We start from the raw sequence: 15,193 nt of genomic DNA on the forward strand, positions 1-15,193 counted from the left end.
GGGGCTGCCCGGGGCCGGACAGCCCCGGTGGCTCACTGGTAGACGCGCACGTAGTCGACGAGCATCCGCGCGGGGAACGGCGTGGTGGCGTCGGTCGGGCCGGGCCAGTCACCGCCGACCGCGAGGTTGAGGATCATGTACGACGGGTGGTCGAAGACCCAGGGGCCGCGGGTGCGCTCCACCTGCTCCTTGTCGAGGGTGAAGACGGTCCGCCCGTCGAGGCTGTAGACGATCCCCTTGCTGTTCCAGTCGGCGGCCCAGACGTGGAAGTCGTCGGAGAAGTCGGCGTCCTGGGGCAGCCTGTACGGGCCGCCGATCCCGCCTCCGCCGTTGTAGGCGGGCGCGTGGACGGTGGAGTACGAGGTCTTCACGTCCTTGCCGAGGACCTCCATGATGTCGATCTCGCCGTTGTACGGCCACGGCCGGCCGGTCAGGAAGTCGCCCCCCATCATCCAGAACGCGGGCCACAGCCCGTTGCCCTTGGGCACCTTGATCCGGGCCTCGACGCGCCCGTAGGTGAACTGGAACGTCGCCCCGGTGTTCATCCGGGCCGAGGTGTACTGGCAGGTGGTGCTGCCGGTCAGCGGATCGGGCGGGCAGCCCTTGCCGGGCGTGGCCTCCTTCCGCGCCTCCATGACGAGGTGGCCGGCCCCGTCCGTCGCGGCGTTCTGGTGGTCGGTGTAGTACTCCAGCTCGCCGTTCTGCCCGGTGCCCGGGTCGGCCCTCCACTTGGCGGCGTCGGGCTTGCCCGCCACGGGACCGTCGAACTCGTCGCTCCACACCAGCCGCGGCGGGTTCGCGGGGTCCGGCGGGAGCGGCGGGGGAGTCACGGGCGCGCCTCCGGTGCCGTGGACCTGGAACTCCCACAGGGAGTAGCCGTACGGGGTGGCCCGCTCGGTGCCGTACATCCGCACGTACCGGCCCGTGCCGGAGACGGCCAGGGTCTGCTTGAAGCCGGTGCCCGCCGTCGTGGAGTACACCGGCGTCCAGGCGTTCCCGTCCGGGGAGACCTGGATCTGGAAGGACTTGGCGTAGGCCGGATCCCACTGGAGGACGACCTTGCGGATCTGCGCGGGCGCCCCGAGGTCGACGGATATCCAGCCCGGATCCGTCCAGCCCGTGGCGGGGCTCGTCGCCCAACGGGACGCCGGATCACGGTCGAAGGCCCTGGCCGGGGTGCACTCCCAGCAGTTCCCGTCGGCCTGCGAGGAGGAGGCCGCGCCCGCCTTGCCGTACGACAGGAGCACGTCCCCGCCACCGTCCCCGCCGCCGGGGGTGCCGAACACCTGGAACTCCCAGAGGGAGTAGCCGTATCCGGTGGCCCGCTGGGTTCCGTACATCCGCACGTGGCGGCCGGTCCCGGAGACGGTCAGGTGCTGGATGCCGCCGGGGCCGGCGGTCGTCCCGTAGACGGTGGTCCAGTGGGCCGCGTCGTCCGAGACCTGGATCTGGAACGCCTTCCCGTACGCGGCCTCCCAGTTGAGGGAGACCCGGCTGATCACCGCGGTGGCACCCAGGTCGACCTGGATCCACTGGGGGTCCGCGAAGGCGCTGGACCAGCGGGTGCCGGCGTTCCCGTCGACGGCGCTGCCGGGGCTGTGGCCGGGCTCGCTGCCCGACACGGTGACGGACTTGCCCTGCGACAGCAGGGTTTCGGCGGCGCGGGCGGGAGAGGCGGGGAGGCCGTCTCTTATCCTCATCTCCGAGACCACGAGACTAGCGGAGACGTTCCTCCACCGCCGAGTTGTACGCCGCCACCAGCGCCCGCCGGGCAACCCGTTCCACCGGCCGCAAAGCCTCCGCCCGCGCCGCCATCTCCGACGCGGCCACCGCCGCCCCGTGCCCCCGCTCGTTCGCCAGCGACACCATCAGGTCCACCCGCTGCGCCAGCGCCAGCACCCGTACCGCCCGCGCCGGATACCCCGGCGCCAGCGCGTCCCGCCCGGCCTCCGTCCGCGCCCGGTACGCGGACAGCGCCGCCTCCGCCACCGGCCCGGACCCCGCCACGTCCAGCCGGGTCAGTACCACCGCCGCCTCGCGCAGCGCCTCCGCCAGCTCCCGTTCCGCCTCGCCGAGCGACGGCACGTCCGCCGGCGGTGCCTCCCGTACCGGCAGGCAGTGCCAGGTCACCGAGACGTGGACGTCCCCGGCGGGTCCGGCCTCGTGGACCTCGGGCACCAGCCCCACCGCCGCGCCCACCGCCACGACCGCTTCCTCGGCGTCCAGCGCCCGCGCGTTGAACTCCGGCGGCCCGCTCAGTCCCAGCGGATGCCCCGGCGCGGGCAGCGCGATCCGCAGACCGCTCACCCCCAGGGCGCGCAGCCGGCCCAGCGCGAGCGTGAGCCCGACCGGTCCGGATTCCCCCGGCAGCCCCTCCACGCGGTGCACGGCGTCCTCGCCCACGATCGACAACACGGCCTCGTCGGGCGAGACGAGACCGGCCAGCAGAGCGTTCCCCCAGGCGGCGAGCCGCCCTGAACGTGGTTCGAAAAGCATCCCCCCACTTTACGGATCCGCCCTCCGACCCGGGCTGGCGCCCGCACCCCTCCCCGAGTGGCGTAGGTTTTCCCCTTGGGGCTGCGCCGACCGGTGGCGCACACACGCACCGAGACTGCAAGGGGAGACAACACGCTCATGAGCGATGTTCTGGAGCTGGTGGACGTATCCGTGGTCCGCGAGGGCCGGGCTCTGGTGGACCAGGTCTCCTGGTCGGTCAAGGAGGGGGAGCGCTGGGTGATCCTCGGCCCCAACGGCGCCGGGAAGACCACCCTGCTCAACGTCGCCTCCAGCTACCTCTTCCCCACCAAGGGCACCGCCACCATCCTCGGCAGCACCCTCGGCAAGGTGGACGTCTTCGAGCTGCGCCCCCGCATCGGCATCGCCGGCATCGCGATGGCCGACAAGCTCCCCAAGCGCCAGACCGTCCTGCAGACCGTCCTCACCGCCGCGTACGGCATGACGGCCACCTGGCAGGAGGAGTACGAGGACATCGACGAGCAGCGCGCCCGCGCCTTCCTCGACCGCCTCGGCATGACGGACTACCTCGACCGGAAGTTCGGCACCCTCTCCGAGGGCGAGCGCAAGCGCACCCTGATCGCCCGCGCCCTGATGACCGACCCCGAACTGCTGCTCCTCGACGAGCCGGCCGCCGGTCTGGACCTCGGCGGCCGCGAAGACCTCGTACGCCGCCTCGGACGGCTCGCCCGCGACCCGCTGGCACCCTCCATGATCATGGTCACGCACCACGTCGAGGAGATCGCGCCCGGGTTCACCCACGTCATGATGATCCGTCAGGGCAAGGTCGTCGCCGCCGGTCCCATCGACCTGGAGCTGACCTCCCGCAACCTCTCCCTCTGCTTCGGGCTGCCGCTCGTCGTCGAGCGCAACGAGAACGACCGTTGGGGCGCCCAGGGCCTGCCCCTGCGCTGAGCGGCCCGAGGCTTCCGCACCCTGTCCGGACCGCACCCACCCGACCTACCATGACCATGTGGACATCGACGCGTGGGTGTGGTGGCTCATCGGGGCGGTCGGACTGGGCATCCCCCTGGTCCTGACGGCGATGCCCGAGTTCGGCATGTTCGCCGCGGGAGCGGTGGCCGCCGCGATCACGGCGGCCCTCGGCGGGGGAGTGGTCGCCCAGGTCCTGGTCTTCGTGATCGTCTCGATCGCGCTCCTCGCGGTCGTCCGGCCGATCGCCAACCGGCACCGCAACCAGAAACCCCAGCACCGCAGCGGCATCGACGCGTTGAGGGGCCGCAGCGCCGTCGTCCTGGAACGGGTCGACGGCAGCGGCGGCGGGCGGATCAAGCTCGCCGGCGAAATCTGGTCGGCCCGCGCCCTCGACGCGGACAGCAGTTTCGAACCGGGCGAGTCCGTCGACGTGGTGGAGATCGACGGAGCGACCGCGGTCGTCATGTGACAAGCAGAGGACTCGCGGCCCCGGGGTCTGCGAGACTCCGCTGAACGGGGCAGCACAGACAGCCGGAAGGGCACGGGGAACCGCATGCAACCGATCATCATCGTCCTGATCATTCTGGTGGTTCTGGTCTTCATCGCACTGGTCAAGACGATCCAGGTGATCCCGCAGGCCAGCGCCGCCATCGTCGAGAGGTTCGGCCGCTACACCCGGACCCTCAACGCGGGCCTCAACATCGTCGTCCCGTTCATCGACTCGATCCGCAACCGGATCGACCTCCGCGAGCAGGTCGTCCCGTTCCCGCCGCAGCCGGTGATCACCCAGGACAACCTGGTCGTCAACATCGACACGGTCATCTACTACCAGGTGACCGACGCCCGCGCCGCGACGTACGAAGTGGCCAGCTACATCCAGGCCATCGAGCAGCTCACCGTCACCACGCTCCGCAACATCATCGGCGGCATGGACCTCGAGCGGACCCTGACCTCCCGCGAGGAGATCAACGCGGCCCTGCGCGGAGTCCTCGACGAGGCCACCGGCAAGTGGGGCATCCGCGTCAACCGCGTCGAGCTCAAGGCCATCGAGCCGCCGACTTCCATCCAGGACTCGATGGAGAAGCAGATGCGCGCCGACCGCGACAAGCGCGCCGCGATCCTCCAGGCCGAAGGTGTCCGCCAGTCCGAAATCCTGCGCGCCGAGGGCGAGAAGCAGTCCTCGATCCTGCGCGCCGAGGGTGACGCCAAGGCCGCCGCCCTGCGCGCCGAGGGCGAGGCGCAGGCCATCCGTACGGTCTTCGAGTCCATCCACGCCGGCGACGCCGACCAGAAGCTGCTCGCCTACCAGTACCTCCAGATGCTCCCGAAGCTCGCCGAGGGCGACGCCAACAAGCTCTGGATCGTCCCGAGCGAGATCGGCGACGCCCTCAAGGGCCTCTCCGGCGCCATGGGCAACTTCGGTCCGATGGGCCCGGGTTCGGGCTTCAACCCGGGCGGTTCCGGCAAGGACGCCGGCCCGGCGGCCGACAAGGCCGCCGCGGAGCGCCGCGAGCAGCCCCCCATCGACTGAACGGCCCGCTCCTGCTGCATGATCAGTGAGGCCCCTCGACCTTCATGGCGGGGAGGCGACTCACCCACGCAAAGGGGACGGCCTTGCCCTCCTTCTCGATGTCCCTCTGGGAAGCGCTCGCGGTCCTCGCCGCGGGCGTCGGCGCCGGAGCGATCAACACCATCGTCGGCTCCGGCACCCTGATCACCTTCCCGGTGCTGCTGGCCACCGGTCTGCCGCCGGTCACCGCCAACGTGTCCAACACCCTGGGCCTCGTGCCCGGTTCGCTCAGCGGAGCCTTCGGCTACCGCAAGGAGCTGCGCGGCCAGCGCGCCCGCGTCCTGCGGCTCGGCGCCGTCTCGCTCGTCGGCGGACTCGCGGGCGCCGTCCTGCTCCTGACCCTGCCGTCGGACTCCTTCGACACGATCGTGCCCGTCCTCATCGGACTGGCCCTCGTCCTCGTCGTCCTCCAGCCCCGCCTCGCCGCGATCCTGCGCAGGCGCCAGGAAGCGGCGGGCGGCGACCCGGGCCACCCGGACGGCGGACCGGCCCTGCTCACGGGGATGCTGCTCTCCAGCGCGTACGGAGGCTACTTCGGCGCCGCCCAGGGCGTGCTCTACCTCGGCCTCATGGGCCTGCTGCTCCGCGACGACATCCAGCGGATCAACGCGGTGAAGAACGTCGTCGCCGCGATGGTGAACGGCATCGCGGCCGTCTTCTTCCTCTTCGTCGCCGAGTTCGACTGGACGGCGGTCCTGCTCATCGCCGTCGGCTCCACCATCGGCGGCCAGATCGGGGCCAAGGTCGGCCGCCGCCTCCCGCCCACCGTCCTGCGCGGGGTCATCGTGACCGTCGGGATCATCGCGATCGTCCAACTGCTGCTCCGCTGAGCGACGTAGAAAACGTACGCCGCCCAGCGCGAGCGTCCAGCCGACAGGACGAACCGGCCCTACGCGATCACGCGCGGCCTAAGCGGAACGCTCCAGCCACTCCGGCAACACGTCCCGCCCGCCCACCCCCAGCGCGAGCAGCATGGCGTCCGCCGGAGAGGGCACGAAGGGCTTGCGCAGCAGGGGCATCCCGGCTTCCTCCGGAGTCCGGGCCGCCTTGCGGTGGTTGTCCTCGGAGCAGGAGGCCACCGTGTTCAGCCACGTGTCCCCGCCGCCCTGCGCCCGTGGCAGCACGTGGTCCACGGTCGTCGCGCGCTTCCCGCAGTACGCGCACCGGTGCTGGTCCCGGATCAACACCCCCCTCCGTGACCAGGGAGCATGTCTTCGGAAGGGCACCCGGACGTACCTGCAGAGTCTGATCACCCGCGGCATCGGAAGATCCATCGTGGCCGCGCGCACACGGAGCTCGGGATGCGACTGTTCGACCACGGCCTTGTCCTGGAGCACCAGGACGACAGCCCGGTTCAGGGTCACCGTCGACAGCGGCTCGAAGCTCGCGTTCAGCACCAGCGTGTCCCGCATCTCGCCCACCTCCCGTGTGCAGGCCCGCGACCACCCCGGCGGCAGGGCCCGCAACCACTCTGGCCGCGCGCGCCACGCGGGACAACGCAATAAAAATGCCCGGTCCTGGCCGTCTTTAGACCAGGACCGGGCAAACGCTCGGAGAACGAAAGGCGCGAGGATCAGCCCGCGGGAGCCTCGTACTCACCGATCAGCTGCGCCCGCCCCAGCGTGTGGAAGCGCAGATTGAATCCGATGGCGGCCGCCGACGCGTCGGCGCCGGGCCCCAGCTTCTCCGTATCCACCGCGTAGACGGTGAACACGTACCGGTGCCGCTCCCCGGCGGGAGGCGCCGCCCCGCCGAAGTCCTTGGTGCCGTAGTCGTTGCGCACGTGCACCGCCCCGGCCGGCAGCCCCTCGAACTTCCCGCTGCCCGCCCCGGCCGGCAGTCCGGTGACCGAGACCGGGAGATCGAAGAGCACCCAGTGCCAGAACCCGCTGCCCGTCGGGGCGTCCGGGTCGAAGCACGTCACGGCGAAGCTCCGCGTCCCCTCGGGGAAGCCCTCCCACCGCAGCTCGGGCGAGACGTTCCCGCCCGACAGCACCTGGGCGTCGCCCAGATCGGCCCCGGGCTCCAGGTCCGCGCTGCTCACGGCGAACTCGTGCACCGGGGGATGGAAATCGTGGGGGAGCGGCGCCCTGCTCTGCTCGGCCACTGCTGAACCTCCTGCTGAATCGCGTCTTCGCCTACCCGTGTCCAGGCCCGAGCCTAGATCCGCTCAGAGCCAGTTGCGCTGCGAACCCACCGAGGCGATCCACTGGTTCAGGTACGCCGCCCAGTCCGTCTCCTGGTACGACTGCAGCCCCACCTGGAAGCAGCGGTAGGTGTCGCTGCCCTCGCTGAACAGGCCCGGCTTCTTGTCCATCTCCAGGATGACGTCCATCTCGCGGCCGTCGGAGACGAAGGTCAGCTCGACCTGGTTCAGCCCCCGGTACTGGGACGGCGGGACGAACTCGATCTCCTGGTAGAAGGGCAGCGTCTGCCGCGTCCCGCGGATGTGCCCGCGCTCCATGTCCGCACTGCGGAAGGAGAAGCCCAGCTGCGCGAAGGCGTCGAGGATCGCCTGCTGCGCCGGCACCGGGTGCACGTTGATCGCGTCGAGGTCGCCGGCGTCCACCGCGCGCGCGATCTCCAGCTCCGTGCTGACCCCGATGTTCATCCCGTGCAGGTGGCGGCCGCCGAAGTGGGTGATCGGCGTCTCCCACGGGATCTCCAGCCCGAAGGGCACCACGTGCAGGGCGCCCGGCTGCACCTGGAACGCACCGCCGAGGCGCTGCTTGGTGAAGACCACGTCCTGCTTGTACTCCTGGTCGCCGCCCTCCACCTCCACCCGCGCCTGGAGCCCGACGGACAGCCCCTCGATCTGCTGCTCCACGGACCCGCCCTGGATCCGCACCTCGCCCTGGACGATCCCGCCCGGCACGACGTTCGGCTCGGTGATGACGGTGTCGACCGACGCACCGCCTGCACCCAGGCTCGCGAACAGCTTCCTGAACCCCATGCTCTGACTCCCCTTGAAGACGTGCTGTGAAGACGTGCTGGAAGACCTGCTCGCAGACGTGTGCGACCACGCGCAGGACTACCCCTACAAACGCGGAACCTTAGGCCCCGGTTGCAGCCGCGCCCAGTCCACTACGCTCGACCGGATGAGCGCGCGCCCCGACCGTACGCCCCTGCCCAGGACCTTCTTCGACCGCCCGGTCCTCACCGTGGCCCCGGACCTCCTGGGCCGCACCCTGGTCCGCCGCACCCCGGAAGGCCCGCTGGAACTGCGCATCACGGAGGTGGAGGCGTACGAGGGGGAGACGGACCCGGGCTCCCACGCCCACCGCGGCCGGACGGCGCGCAACGCGTCGATGTTCGGTCCACCCGGACACGCGTACGTCTACTTCATCTACGGCATGTGGTTCAGCCTCAACTTGGTGTGCGGCCCGCCCGGCCACGCGAGCGGGGTCCTGATCCGCGCGGGGGAGGTGACGCTGGGCGCCGAGCTGGCCCGTAAACGGCGGATTTCAGCCAGAAGTGACCGGGAACTGGCCAAAGGTCCGGCCCGTCTGGCCACCGCCCTCGATGTCGACCGCTCCCTCGACGGCGTCGACCTCTGCGCGGGCCCGGATGCACCCCTCTCCCTGCTCGCGGGCACGCGGACCGCGCCCGACCAGGTGAGCAACGGCCCCCGCACCGGAGTGGGCGGCGCCGGCGCGGCCCACCTCTACCGCTACTGGATCACCCACGACCCGACCGTGAGCCCGTACCGGGCCCACGCGCCGCGCCGCCGCCCGACTTGACTCGGCGTCGGCGGGCGCCTAACGTGGCCCGAGCCGCTTGAACGGGGCACTGCCATCAGCAGACCCCCAGAGCGACCAACCCACTACCTACGACTTACCCCTGGCGGGGTCTTATTCGGCATGTCCGAATTCGATTCCAAGCGGCCGATTATGAGCCGCAAGGGATAAGCGCTAATGTGGTGGAGCGCCGAAAGGCACAGACCCCCAACGGTCACCGAATTCAAATCCGAGAGTCGGAAACGACACGGAAATGATCTGGTAGAGTTGGAAACGAAGGAAGCGCCCGGAGGGCCTGGAAACAGGAACAAAGGAAGCGTCCGTTCCTTGAGAACTCAACAGCGTGCCAAAAATCAACGCCAAAAAGTTGATACCCCGTCCATTTCGGTGGATGAGGTTCCTTTGAAAAAGACCTGTGAGGTCGCGGTTCTGCCGGCCGCGCGCCGCTCCACCGGCTTCCCCGGTGCCACCGGCCCCGCCGCCTCCTCCACCCATTCCAGCTCGTCCAGCCATTCCCGACCGAGGAAGTGAAGTGATCGCATGAGTGTCAAGGACAGCAAGGGGCCCCAGGGAGGGGCAGGTCACAAACGCCGGCTCAAGCCCGCGCACAAAGCACTGGCCCTCGTGTCCGCCCTGGTCCTCGGCGGCGGCGCGGTCGTGATCGCCGCCCAGGGCGCGTCCGCCGGCCAGGACGCGCGCCGGGCACCCGTCACGGCCACCATCGACTGCCCCGACGTGGGGGAGCGGCTGCGCGAAGTGCCCGACCAGGCGCGGCCCGAGGTCGACCGGGAACTCGCCGGACTCGACACCCAGATCGCCGACGCCTACGGACGACTGGCCACCGGCCGGGCGCCGGCGGACGCACTGCTCGGGGAGCTGAAGGACCAGCGGGGCAAGACGATCACCAAGGTCTCCGACGCGATCGGGCGGGACGCCGCCCGCCCCGACGGCCTGGAGGAGCTGAGCGCCTGCACGATGCAGGAGGCGTCGGCCGCCGACGGAGACCTCGCCCGCAGCGGCGGAGGCGGCAGCTCGGAAGCCGCGGCGAAGGGCGGACCGGCGCGCTCGGACTTCGTCCCCATCGGCTCGGTGAAGCCGAACGTGCGCAAGCCCGCGGTCAAGCAGGGCGCGTCCAAGGGCTCCTTCGCCGTGGAGTGCGGCCGCAACGACGAGCGCCACCTCAACCCCGACAACGTCATCGTCGCCCCCGGGGTGAGCAACGGAGCCCACCACATGCACGACTACGTCGGCAACAAGACCACGGACGCCTTCTCCACCAACAACAGCCTGGCCGCCGCCAAGACCACCTGCACCAACGGCGACCAGTCCACCTACTACTGGCCCGTACTGCGGCTGCGCGACGGCAAGGCCGAGCAGGACGCGGCCGCGCCCGGCGGCGGGCAGGACGCCAACGTGGGGACCATCCTGCGGCCGAAGAAGGTCACGATCGAGTTCAAGGGCAGCCCCGTCTCCCGGGTCACCGCCATGCCCCGCTTCCTGCGGATCATCACCGGCGACGCCAAGGCCCTCACCAACGGCCCGGCCAACGCCAACGCCTCCTGGAGCTGCACCGGCTTCGAGAACCGTCAGCTGAAGGACAAGTACCCGATCTGCCCCAAGGGGAGCGACGTGGTCCGGACGTTCAACTTCCAGAGCTGCTGGGACGGGAAGAACACCGACAGCGCCAACCACCGCACCCACGTGGCCTTCGCGGGCCGCGACGGCTCCTGCCCGGCGGGCTTCAAGGCGGTCCCGCAGCTCGTGCAGCGGATCGTCTACACCGTGGCGCCCGGCGCGCGCTTCGCGGTGGACAGCTTCCCCGAACAGCTGCACAAGCCGGTGACGGACCACGGTGACTTCATCAACGTCATGTCGGACCGGCTGATGGCCGACGCGGTGCGCTGCGTCAACGGCGGGCGCGCCTGCCGCTGACGCGCGTGAAGGCGGTGCCGGTCCGAAGTCCCCTTCGGACCGGCACCGCCGTGCGCCGTGTCGTTCGTACGTGCCGTGCGCCGTGTTGTTCGTACGTGCCGTTCGTTCGTGCCGGGAAGCCGCGCCCGGGGGCTACAGGCCGTTCACGCGGGCGACGCGACCGTCGCCCAGGGCCGGACGGAGGTCGGCGCCACCGCGTGCCCGGCGGATCCCGCGGACCGGCCTGAGCCGTACCTGGGCCATCAACCGTCGGCTGCGCAGGGCCAGTTCGAGCTCGAAGCGGGTGCGCGGATCCCGCAGGCCGGGGCCGAAGAGCTTCTCCAGCTGGCGCATGCGGTAGCGGACCGTCTGGGGGTGCACGCTCAGCGCCTTCGCCGCCTCGGGCGCCCCGCCGCCCTCCAGCCAGGCCAGCAGGGTCACTTCGAGGCGTTCGCTCTGGCGCGGGGTCAGATCCGCCAGCGGACGCAGCCAGCGGGCGGCGAGCGCGTGCGCCAGCGGCTCGTCCTGGAGCAGCAGCAGGGTCGAGAGGTGGTCGTCGACGAAGAGGGCCCGCACCTCGGAGCCGGACCGGGTCGCGGTCGGGGCCGGGGTCAGCGACAGCAGGCGCAGGGCCCAGCGCAGTGAGGAGGCGGTGTCGCCGGGCGCCACCGGGTGGCCGACGACGGCGAGCCGGCCGCGCAGCGCGCAGTCCAGGGCGGTACGGGCCTCCGGATCCGGGGCGGGCACGAGGAGGCAGGGCTGGCCTGCGACCATCCCGCCGAGGCAGTCGTCCAGGAGGGCCGCGAGCTGCTGGGTCTCACCGGGTGAGGCCAGGACCACCGCCCGCACGGCGACGGGCAGGGGCCAGCCGGCCGCGTTCGCCAGCTCGGCGAGTGCCGGTCCGCGCAGCGGTGTCTCGCCCGTGAGCACGGCGAAGAGTTCGCGCCGGGCGCGTTCGCGGACCGAGCCGAACCGCTGGAGGGGAACGGCCTGCAGCGGGGGCAACTCACCGCCGCCGAAGGCCCCGGGGTTGCGGTCGTGGGAGTGGGGCCGGGTGTGGGCGTGTACGTGGGTGTCTGCATGGGTATGCGGTCGGGCGTGTTCGGTTTCCGCCTCGGCCTCGGCCTCGGACTTGGGGCGGATGCGGGCACCGCTGCGGGTTTCCACCCCGGCGCCGGGTACGGGTTCCGGGTCCGCGCAGGCGTCGGGCCGGTCCTCCCCGGCGCCCTCGCGGTAACCAAGGGCGGTGAGCAGCGCCGCCTCCATCTGCTGTCTGACCACCTCGTCGTCGACGTCCTCGACGAGCGCGGCGAATCCCGGGACGGTCTCCAACAGCTCCTCCACCATCTTCGCGGCCAGCGTGGGCAGTTCCTTGCGCAGGACGCGGGTCCACTCGCCGCGTGGGCGGGACCAGATGCGGTTCAGAAGTTCGCACATTGTTACCTCGTTCAAGCCGGGGTATGGCCTGCCCCGTGGGAGGGTGGCAAGCCTGCAGTCCCGCGGCATCGGCTCGATCGCCGTCGGGGAGGTGCGGCGGCGGATCAGGTGTCAACCCCGTCGCAACCGCACCACTGGAAGGGAATCTTCCGGGGATGTTCGATGCGATGGCTGTGCGAGGGCCAGAAATTATCACGTTTCGATAAATCCCGTGGAGGGCTTGCGAAGCTCCACGATGCTTCTGCCCTCCGGCCCCGCTCCCGGCCGGCCCGGTGGGCCAGGCGCCCATCTCCCGCCCGTCGAGGAGCGGTTGCGACGTCTACCCCCGGGCGCCGAGCGCGAGGTGGAAGTGCTCGGGCTCGGCCGTATGGGAGACCACATGCCCTTGCCCCAACCCCGCATGCCCCGCCGCTCGCACCGGGCGCGGCCTGCGAGAGACCGCACCCGCCGGCACGCCGGCGCGGCGCCCGCTGCCGCCGCCGGCCGGCGGGCCGTGCGGCGCCCGCCTCTGCTGTCCGCCGCCGGGGGACCGCATCCCCTGGCCCTGGGCGCCGCGGCCCTCGCGGCCCTGGCCTCCCTGTCCGTGGCGGCCCGGGCCGGCGCCCTGACCCGCCTGTGGGACTTCCTGGACTACGGGGCGGGCGTCCTCTCGCTCGTCTCCCTCACCGGCGCCGTCCTGTGGGGCCTGGCGGCCACGGACCGCACCCTGCTCGCCTCCGGGCACCGCCTCGTCGCCCAAGGGGTGCACCGCGGCCTCGCCGTCGCCGGGCTCGGCTTCCTCGTCCTCCACGTCTGGATCAAAGTCGCCCGCTCCCGGGTGGACGCCGTGGGCGTGGTCGTGCCCTTCGCGGACGGGCGGCAGCCGCTCCTCATCGGCCTCGGCAGCCTGGCGGGCTACCTCTTCGTCGCCGTGGCCGTCTCCGGCGCCGTCCGCAGCGCCTTCGCCACCCGGGGCCGCTCCCTGTGGTGGCGGGCCCTGCACATGGGCGCGTACCCCGCCTGGGGGGCGTCACTCGTGCACGGGCTCAAATCCGGCCGCTCCGCCAGCGGTTGGGTGACGGCCGCCTACGCACTGTGCCTGGTCGCCGTCGCGGGGGTGCTGGCGGTGCGGCTGCGCGCCCGGCTCCGCACGGAGTCGGCCGCGAAACCGCGTGCGAATCCGCGTGCGAACCCGCGCACGCAGTCGCGCACCGGGCCCGCCGGACCGCCCTCGGTGCCGCCGATGCCCTCCGTGCCGCCCCTCGCGCCCAGGGCGCCGGGAGCGGCGCCGCCGAGGAACCCGCTGCCCTTCGTACGCAGGCCCGCGGAATGGGCGGCGGAGCTGCTGACCGCGCGCCTGGCCCGGCAGCCCGGCCCCGGGGTGCCCGGACCCCGGGGTCCGGAACCGGCCGCGCAGGCACCCGCCGGCCGGTCCGCCGACTGGCCGCCGGACCCGTCCGCGCAGCTGCCGCCCGACTGGTCCGCCGAACCGCTCGACGGTGTGCGGGGCCGGCGGTGAGCGGCGTCGCGCATCCCGCGCTCGGCTGTGTGGGGCGGCCCCGGCTGCTGGCCGGACTCGACACCGCCGCCCGGCTCGACCGCGAAGGCCACCTCGGCGTGCACGGCGCGCTACCCCGCCATCCGGCCGAGGCACTGGTGGAACTCGCCGAGGACATAGCCCTCGGCGGGCGCGGGGGAGCGGGCTTCCCCTTCGCCCGCAAGCTCCGGGCCGTCACCCGCAACGCCCGCGGGCAGGACGGGCGTACCGCCGTCGTCGTCAACGGCTCGGAGGGGGAGCCGAGTTGTCTCAAGGACGCCGCGCTGCTGCTGTACGTACCGCACCTCGTGCTCGACGGGGCCCTGCTGGCCGCCGCCGCGCTCGGCGCCGAGGACGTGGTGGTCGGCGTCACGCGGTCGGACGTGGAGCGCTCCGTCGTCGAGGCCGTCGCCGAACGGGGCCCGGCGGGCCGCCGCGTGCGCGTCGTCCGGCTCCCCGAGCGCTTCGTCACCGGAGAGGGGACCGCCCTGGTCAACGGGCTCGAAGGCGGGCCCGCCCTGCCCTCCGGCCAGAAGGTCCGCACCAGCGAGCGGGGACTCGGCGGCCTGCCGACCCTGCTGTCCAACGCCGAGACCTACGCGCAGCTCGCGGTCGCCGCCCGACTGGGCGCGCCGGAGTACCGCACCGCGGGCCTGCCCACCGAGCCCGGCACGACCCTCCTGACGGTCGCGGGCGCGACCGTCGTCGAGGTGCCGATCGGCACTTCGCTGGCGTACGTACTGGACCTGTGCGGCACGGTGCCCGGACAGGGCGTGCTGGTCGGCGGCTACCACGGCCGGTGGCTGGACCCCGCGGCGGCGCGCGAGGCCCTGCTGTCCCGAGGGTCCCTGGCCGCGTACGACGCGGTGCTCGGCGCGGGCGCCGTGCTGCCGCTGCCCGAGGACACCTGCCCGGCGGGAGAGGTGGCCCGGGTCACCCGGTGGATGGCCCGGGAGTCGGCGGGCCAGTGCGGCCCCTGCGTACGGGGGCTCCCCTCGCTCGCCGACGCCGTGGAGCGGCTGGTGGCCGGCGGGGGCGGGGCCGCACTCGACGCCGTCCAGGCCAGGATGCGCGGGGTGCGCGGCCGGGGCGCGTGCTCCCACCCGGACGGCACGTCCTCGTTCGTGGCCTCCGCGCTCGCCGTCTTCCCGGAGGAGTTCCGCGACCACGCGCTGGGCAGCGGCTGCGGGCGCGGTGTGCTCGGAGCCCTGCCGCTGCCCAGCGACGAGAGCCCCGAACGGCTCGTCGTGGACTGGACGTTGTGCAAGGGCCACGGGCTGTGCGTGGACCTGCTGCCCGACGTCGTCCGGTTGGACGAGGACGGTTACCCGGCGCAGGGCGTCATGCCGGTGCCGGGGCCGCTGCGGCCCAAGGCGCTGAGAGCGGTGCGCCGTTGTCCCGCGCTCGCCCTGCGCATTCAGGAATGAGGGGGCGGGGATCCGGCGGTGAACGGCTGCCGCGGGGCCGAGTTCATCCTTTGGCGTGATCTGACAAATTCCCGGCGCTTCGAATTCGGAAGGCCCCGAAGGGCTTATGAATAACCGAACGGAAAGCGCGCCGCACCACATGCGC

The 15,193-nt window shown here is 72.1% G+C and carries 14 protein-coding genes; 8 read left to right on the forward strand and 6 right to left on the reverse strand.

What is annotated here, in order from left to right:
• Positions 1-32: 32 nt before the first annotated feature.
• Complete coding sequence (locus tag DRB96_RS36770; protein WP_112454192.1) at positions 33-1,700, reverse strand: discoidin domain-containing protein; 1,668 nt, start codon at positions 1,698-1,700, stop codon at positions 33-35.
• Between the two features lie 16 nt (positions 1,701-1,716).
• The gene (locus DRB96_RS36775; RefSeq protein ID WP_112452315.1) at positions 1,717-2,496 is read right to left on the reverse strand and encodes a hypothetical protein; all 780 of its coding nucleotides are present in this window, start codon (positions 2,494-2,496) and stop codon (positions 1,717-1,719) included.
• Positions 2,497-2,634: 138 nt separating this feature from the next.
• On the opposite strand from DRB96_RS36775, the gene DRB96_RS36780 reads away from it, so the two are divergent.
• From DRB96_RS36780 to DRB96_RS36795, 4 genes are all read left to right on the forward strand, one after another.
• Positions 2,635-3,429 carry an ABC transporter ATP-binding protein gene (locus tag DRB96_RS36780; protein ID WP_112452316.1) on the forward strand — a complete coding sequence of 265 codons (795 nt, stop codon included), beginning with the start codon at positions 2,635-2,637 and terminating at the stop codon, positions 3,427-3,429.
• 58 nt (positions 3,430-3,487) lie between these two features.
• Entirely contained in the window at positions 3,488-3,919 is a 432-nt protein-coding gene (locus DRB96_RS36785; RefSeq protein ID WP_112452317.1) for an NfeD family protein, read from the forward strand.
• An 84-nt stretch (positions 3,920-4,003) separates the two neighbouring features.
• The gene (locus DRB96_RS36790; protein WP_112452318.1) at positions 4,004-4,981 is read left to right on the forward strand and encodes an SPFH domain-containing protein; all 978 of its coding nucleotides are present in this window, start codon (positions 4,004-4,006) and stop codon (positions 4,979-4,981) included.
• Positions 4,982-5,079: 98 nt separating this feature from the next.
• Complete coding sequence (locus DRB96_RS36795; RefSeq protein WP_112454194.1) at positions 5,080-5,850, forward strand: sulfite exporter TauE/SafE family protein; 771 nt, start codon at positions 5,080-5,082, stop codon at positions 5,848-5,850.
• A 78-nt stretch (positions 5,851-5,928) separates the two neighbouring features.
• On the opposite strand, the gene DRB96_RS36800 is transcribed toward DRB96_RS36795, so the two are convergent.
• The 3 genes from DRB96_RS36800 to DRB96_RS36810 form a co-directional block, all read right to left on the reverse strand.
• Positions 5,929-6,432 (reverse strand): HNH endonuclease, encoded by a 504-nt coding sequence (locus tag DRB96_RS36800; protein ID WP_112454196.1) that lies wholly within the window; start codon positions 6,430-6,432, stop codon positions 5,929-5,931.
• Between the two features lie 161 nt (positions 6,433-6,593).
• Entirely contained in the window at positions 6,594-7,127 is a 534-nt protein-coding gene (locus tag DRB96_RS36805; protein WP_112452319.1) for a YbhB/YbcL family Raf kinase inhibitor-like protein, read from the reverse strand.
• 63 nt (positions 7,128-7,190) lie between these two features.
• Entirely contained in the window at positions 7,191-7,973 is a 783-nt protein-coding gene (locus DRB96_RS36810) for a sporulation protein (protein ID WP_112452320.1), read from the reverse strand.
• Positions 7,974-8,118: 145 nt separating this feature from the next.
• On the opposite strand from DRB96_RS36810, the gene DRB96_RS36815 reads away from it, so the two are divergent.
• Positions 8,119-8,760 (forward strand): DNA-3-methyladenine glycosylase, encoded by a 642-nt coding sequence (locus tag DRB96_RS36815; protein WP_112452321.1) that lies wholly within the window; start codon positions 8,119-8,121, stop codon positions 8,758-8,760.
• 537 nt (positions 8,761-9,297) lie between these two features.
• Entirely contained in the window at positions 9,298-10,689 is a 1,392-nt protein-coding gene (locus DRB96_RS36825) for a DUF1996 domain-containing protein (RefSeq protein WP_112452323.1), read from the forward strand.
• A gap of 132 nt (positions 10,690-10,821) precedes the next feature.
• On the opposite strand, the gene DRB96_RS36830 is transcribed toward DRB96_RS36825, so the two are convergent.
• A complete protein-coding gene (locus DRB96_RS36830; RefSeq protein ID WP_112452324.1) occupies positions 10,822-12,105 on the reverse strand; it encodes a helix-turn-helix domain-containing protein in 1,284 nt (427 codons plus the stop codon).
• Positions 12,106-12,484: 379 nt separating this feature from the next.
• Between DRB96_RS36830 and DRB96_RS45420 the strand changes: the two genes are divergently transcribed.
• Together DRB96_RS45420 and DRB96_RS36840 are read left to right on the forward strand one after the other, a co-directional pair.
• Entirely contained in the window at positions 12,485-13,603 is a 1,119-nt protein-coding gene (locus DRB96_RS45420) for a hypothetical protein (RefSeq protein WP_239516549.1), read from the forward strand.
• Positions 13,600-15,048: an NADH-quinone oxidoreductase subunit NuoF family protein gene (locus tag DRB96_RS36840; RefSeq protein WP_239516550.1), complete on the forward strand. Its 1,449-nt coding sequence runs from the start codon at positions 13,600-13,602 to the stop codon at positions 15,046-15,048. The genes DRB96_RS45420 and DRB96_RS36840 overlap by 4 nt, the downstream gene beginning before the upstream one ends.
• Positions 15,049-15,193 lie beyond the last annotated feature (145 nt).

It is taken from the genome of Streptomyces sp. ICC1 (genome assembly GCF_003287935.1).
In the GTDB taxonomy this organism is placed as follows: Bacteria; Actinomycetota; Actinomycetes; order Streptomycetales; family Streptomycetaceae; genus Streptomyces; species Streptomyces tritrimontium.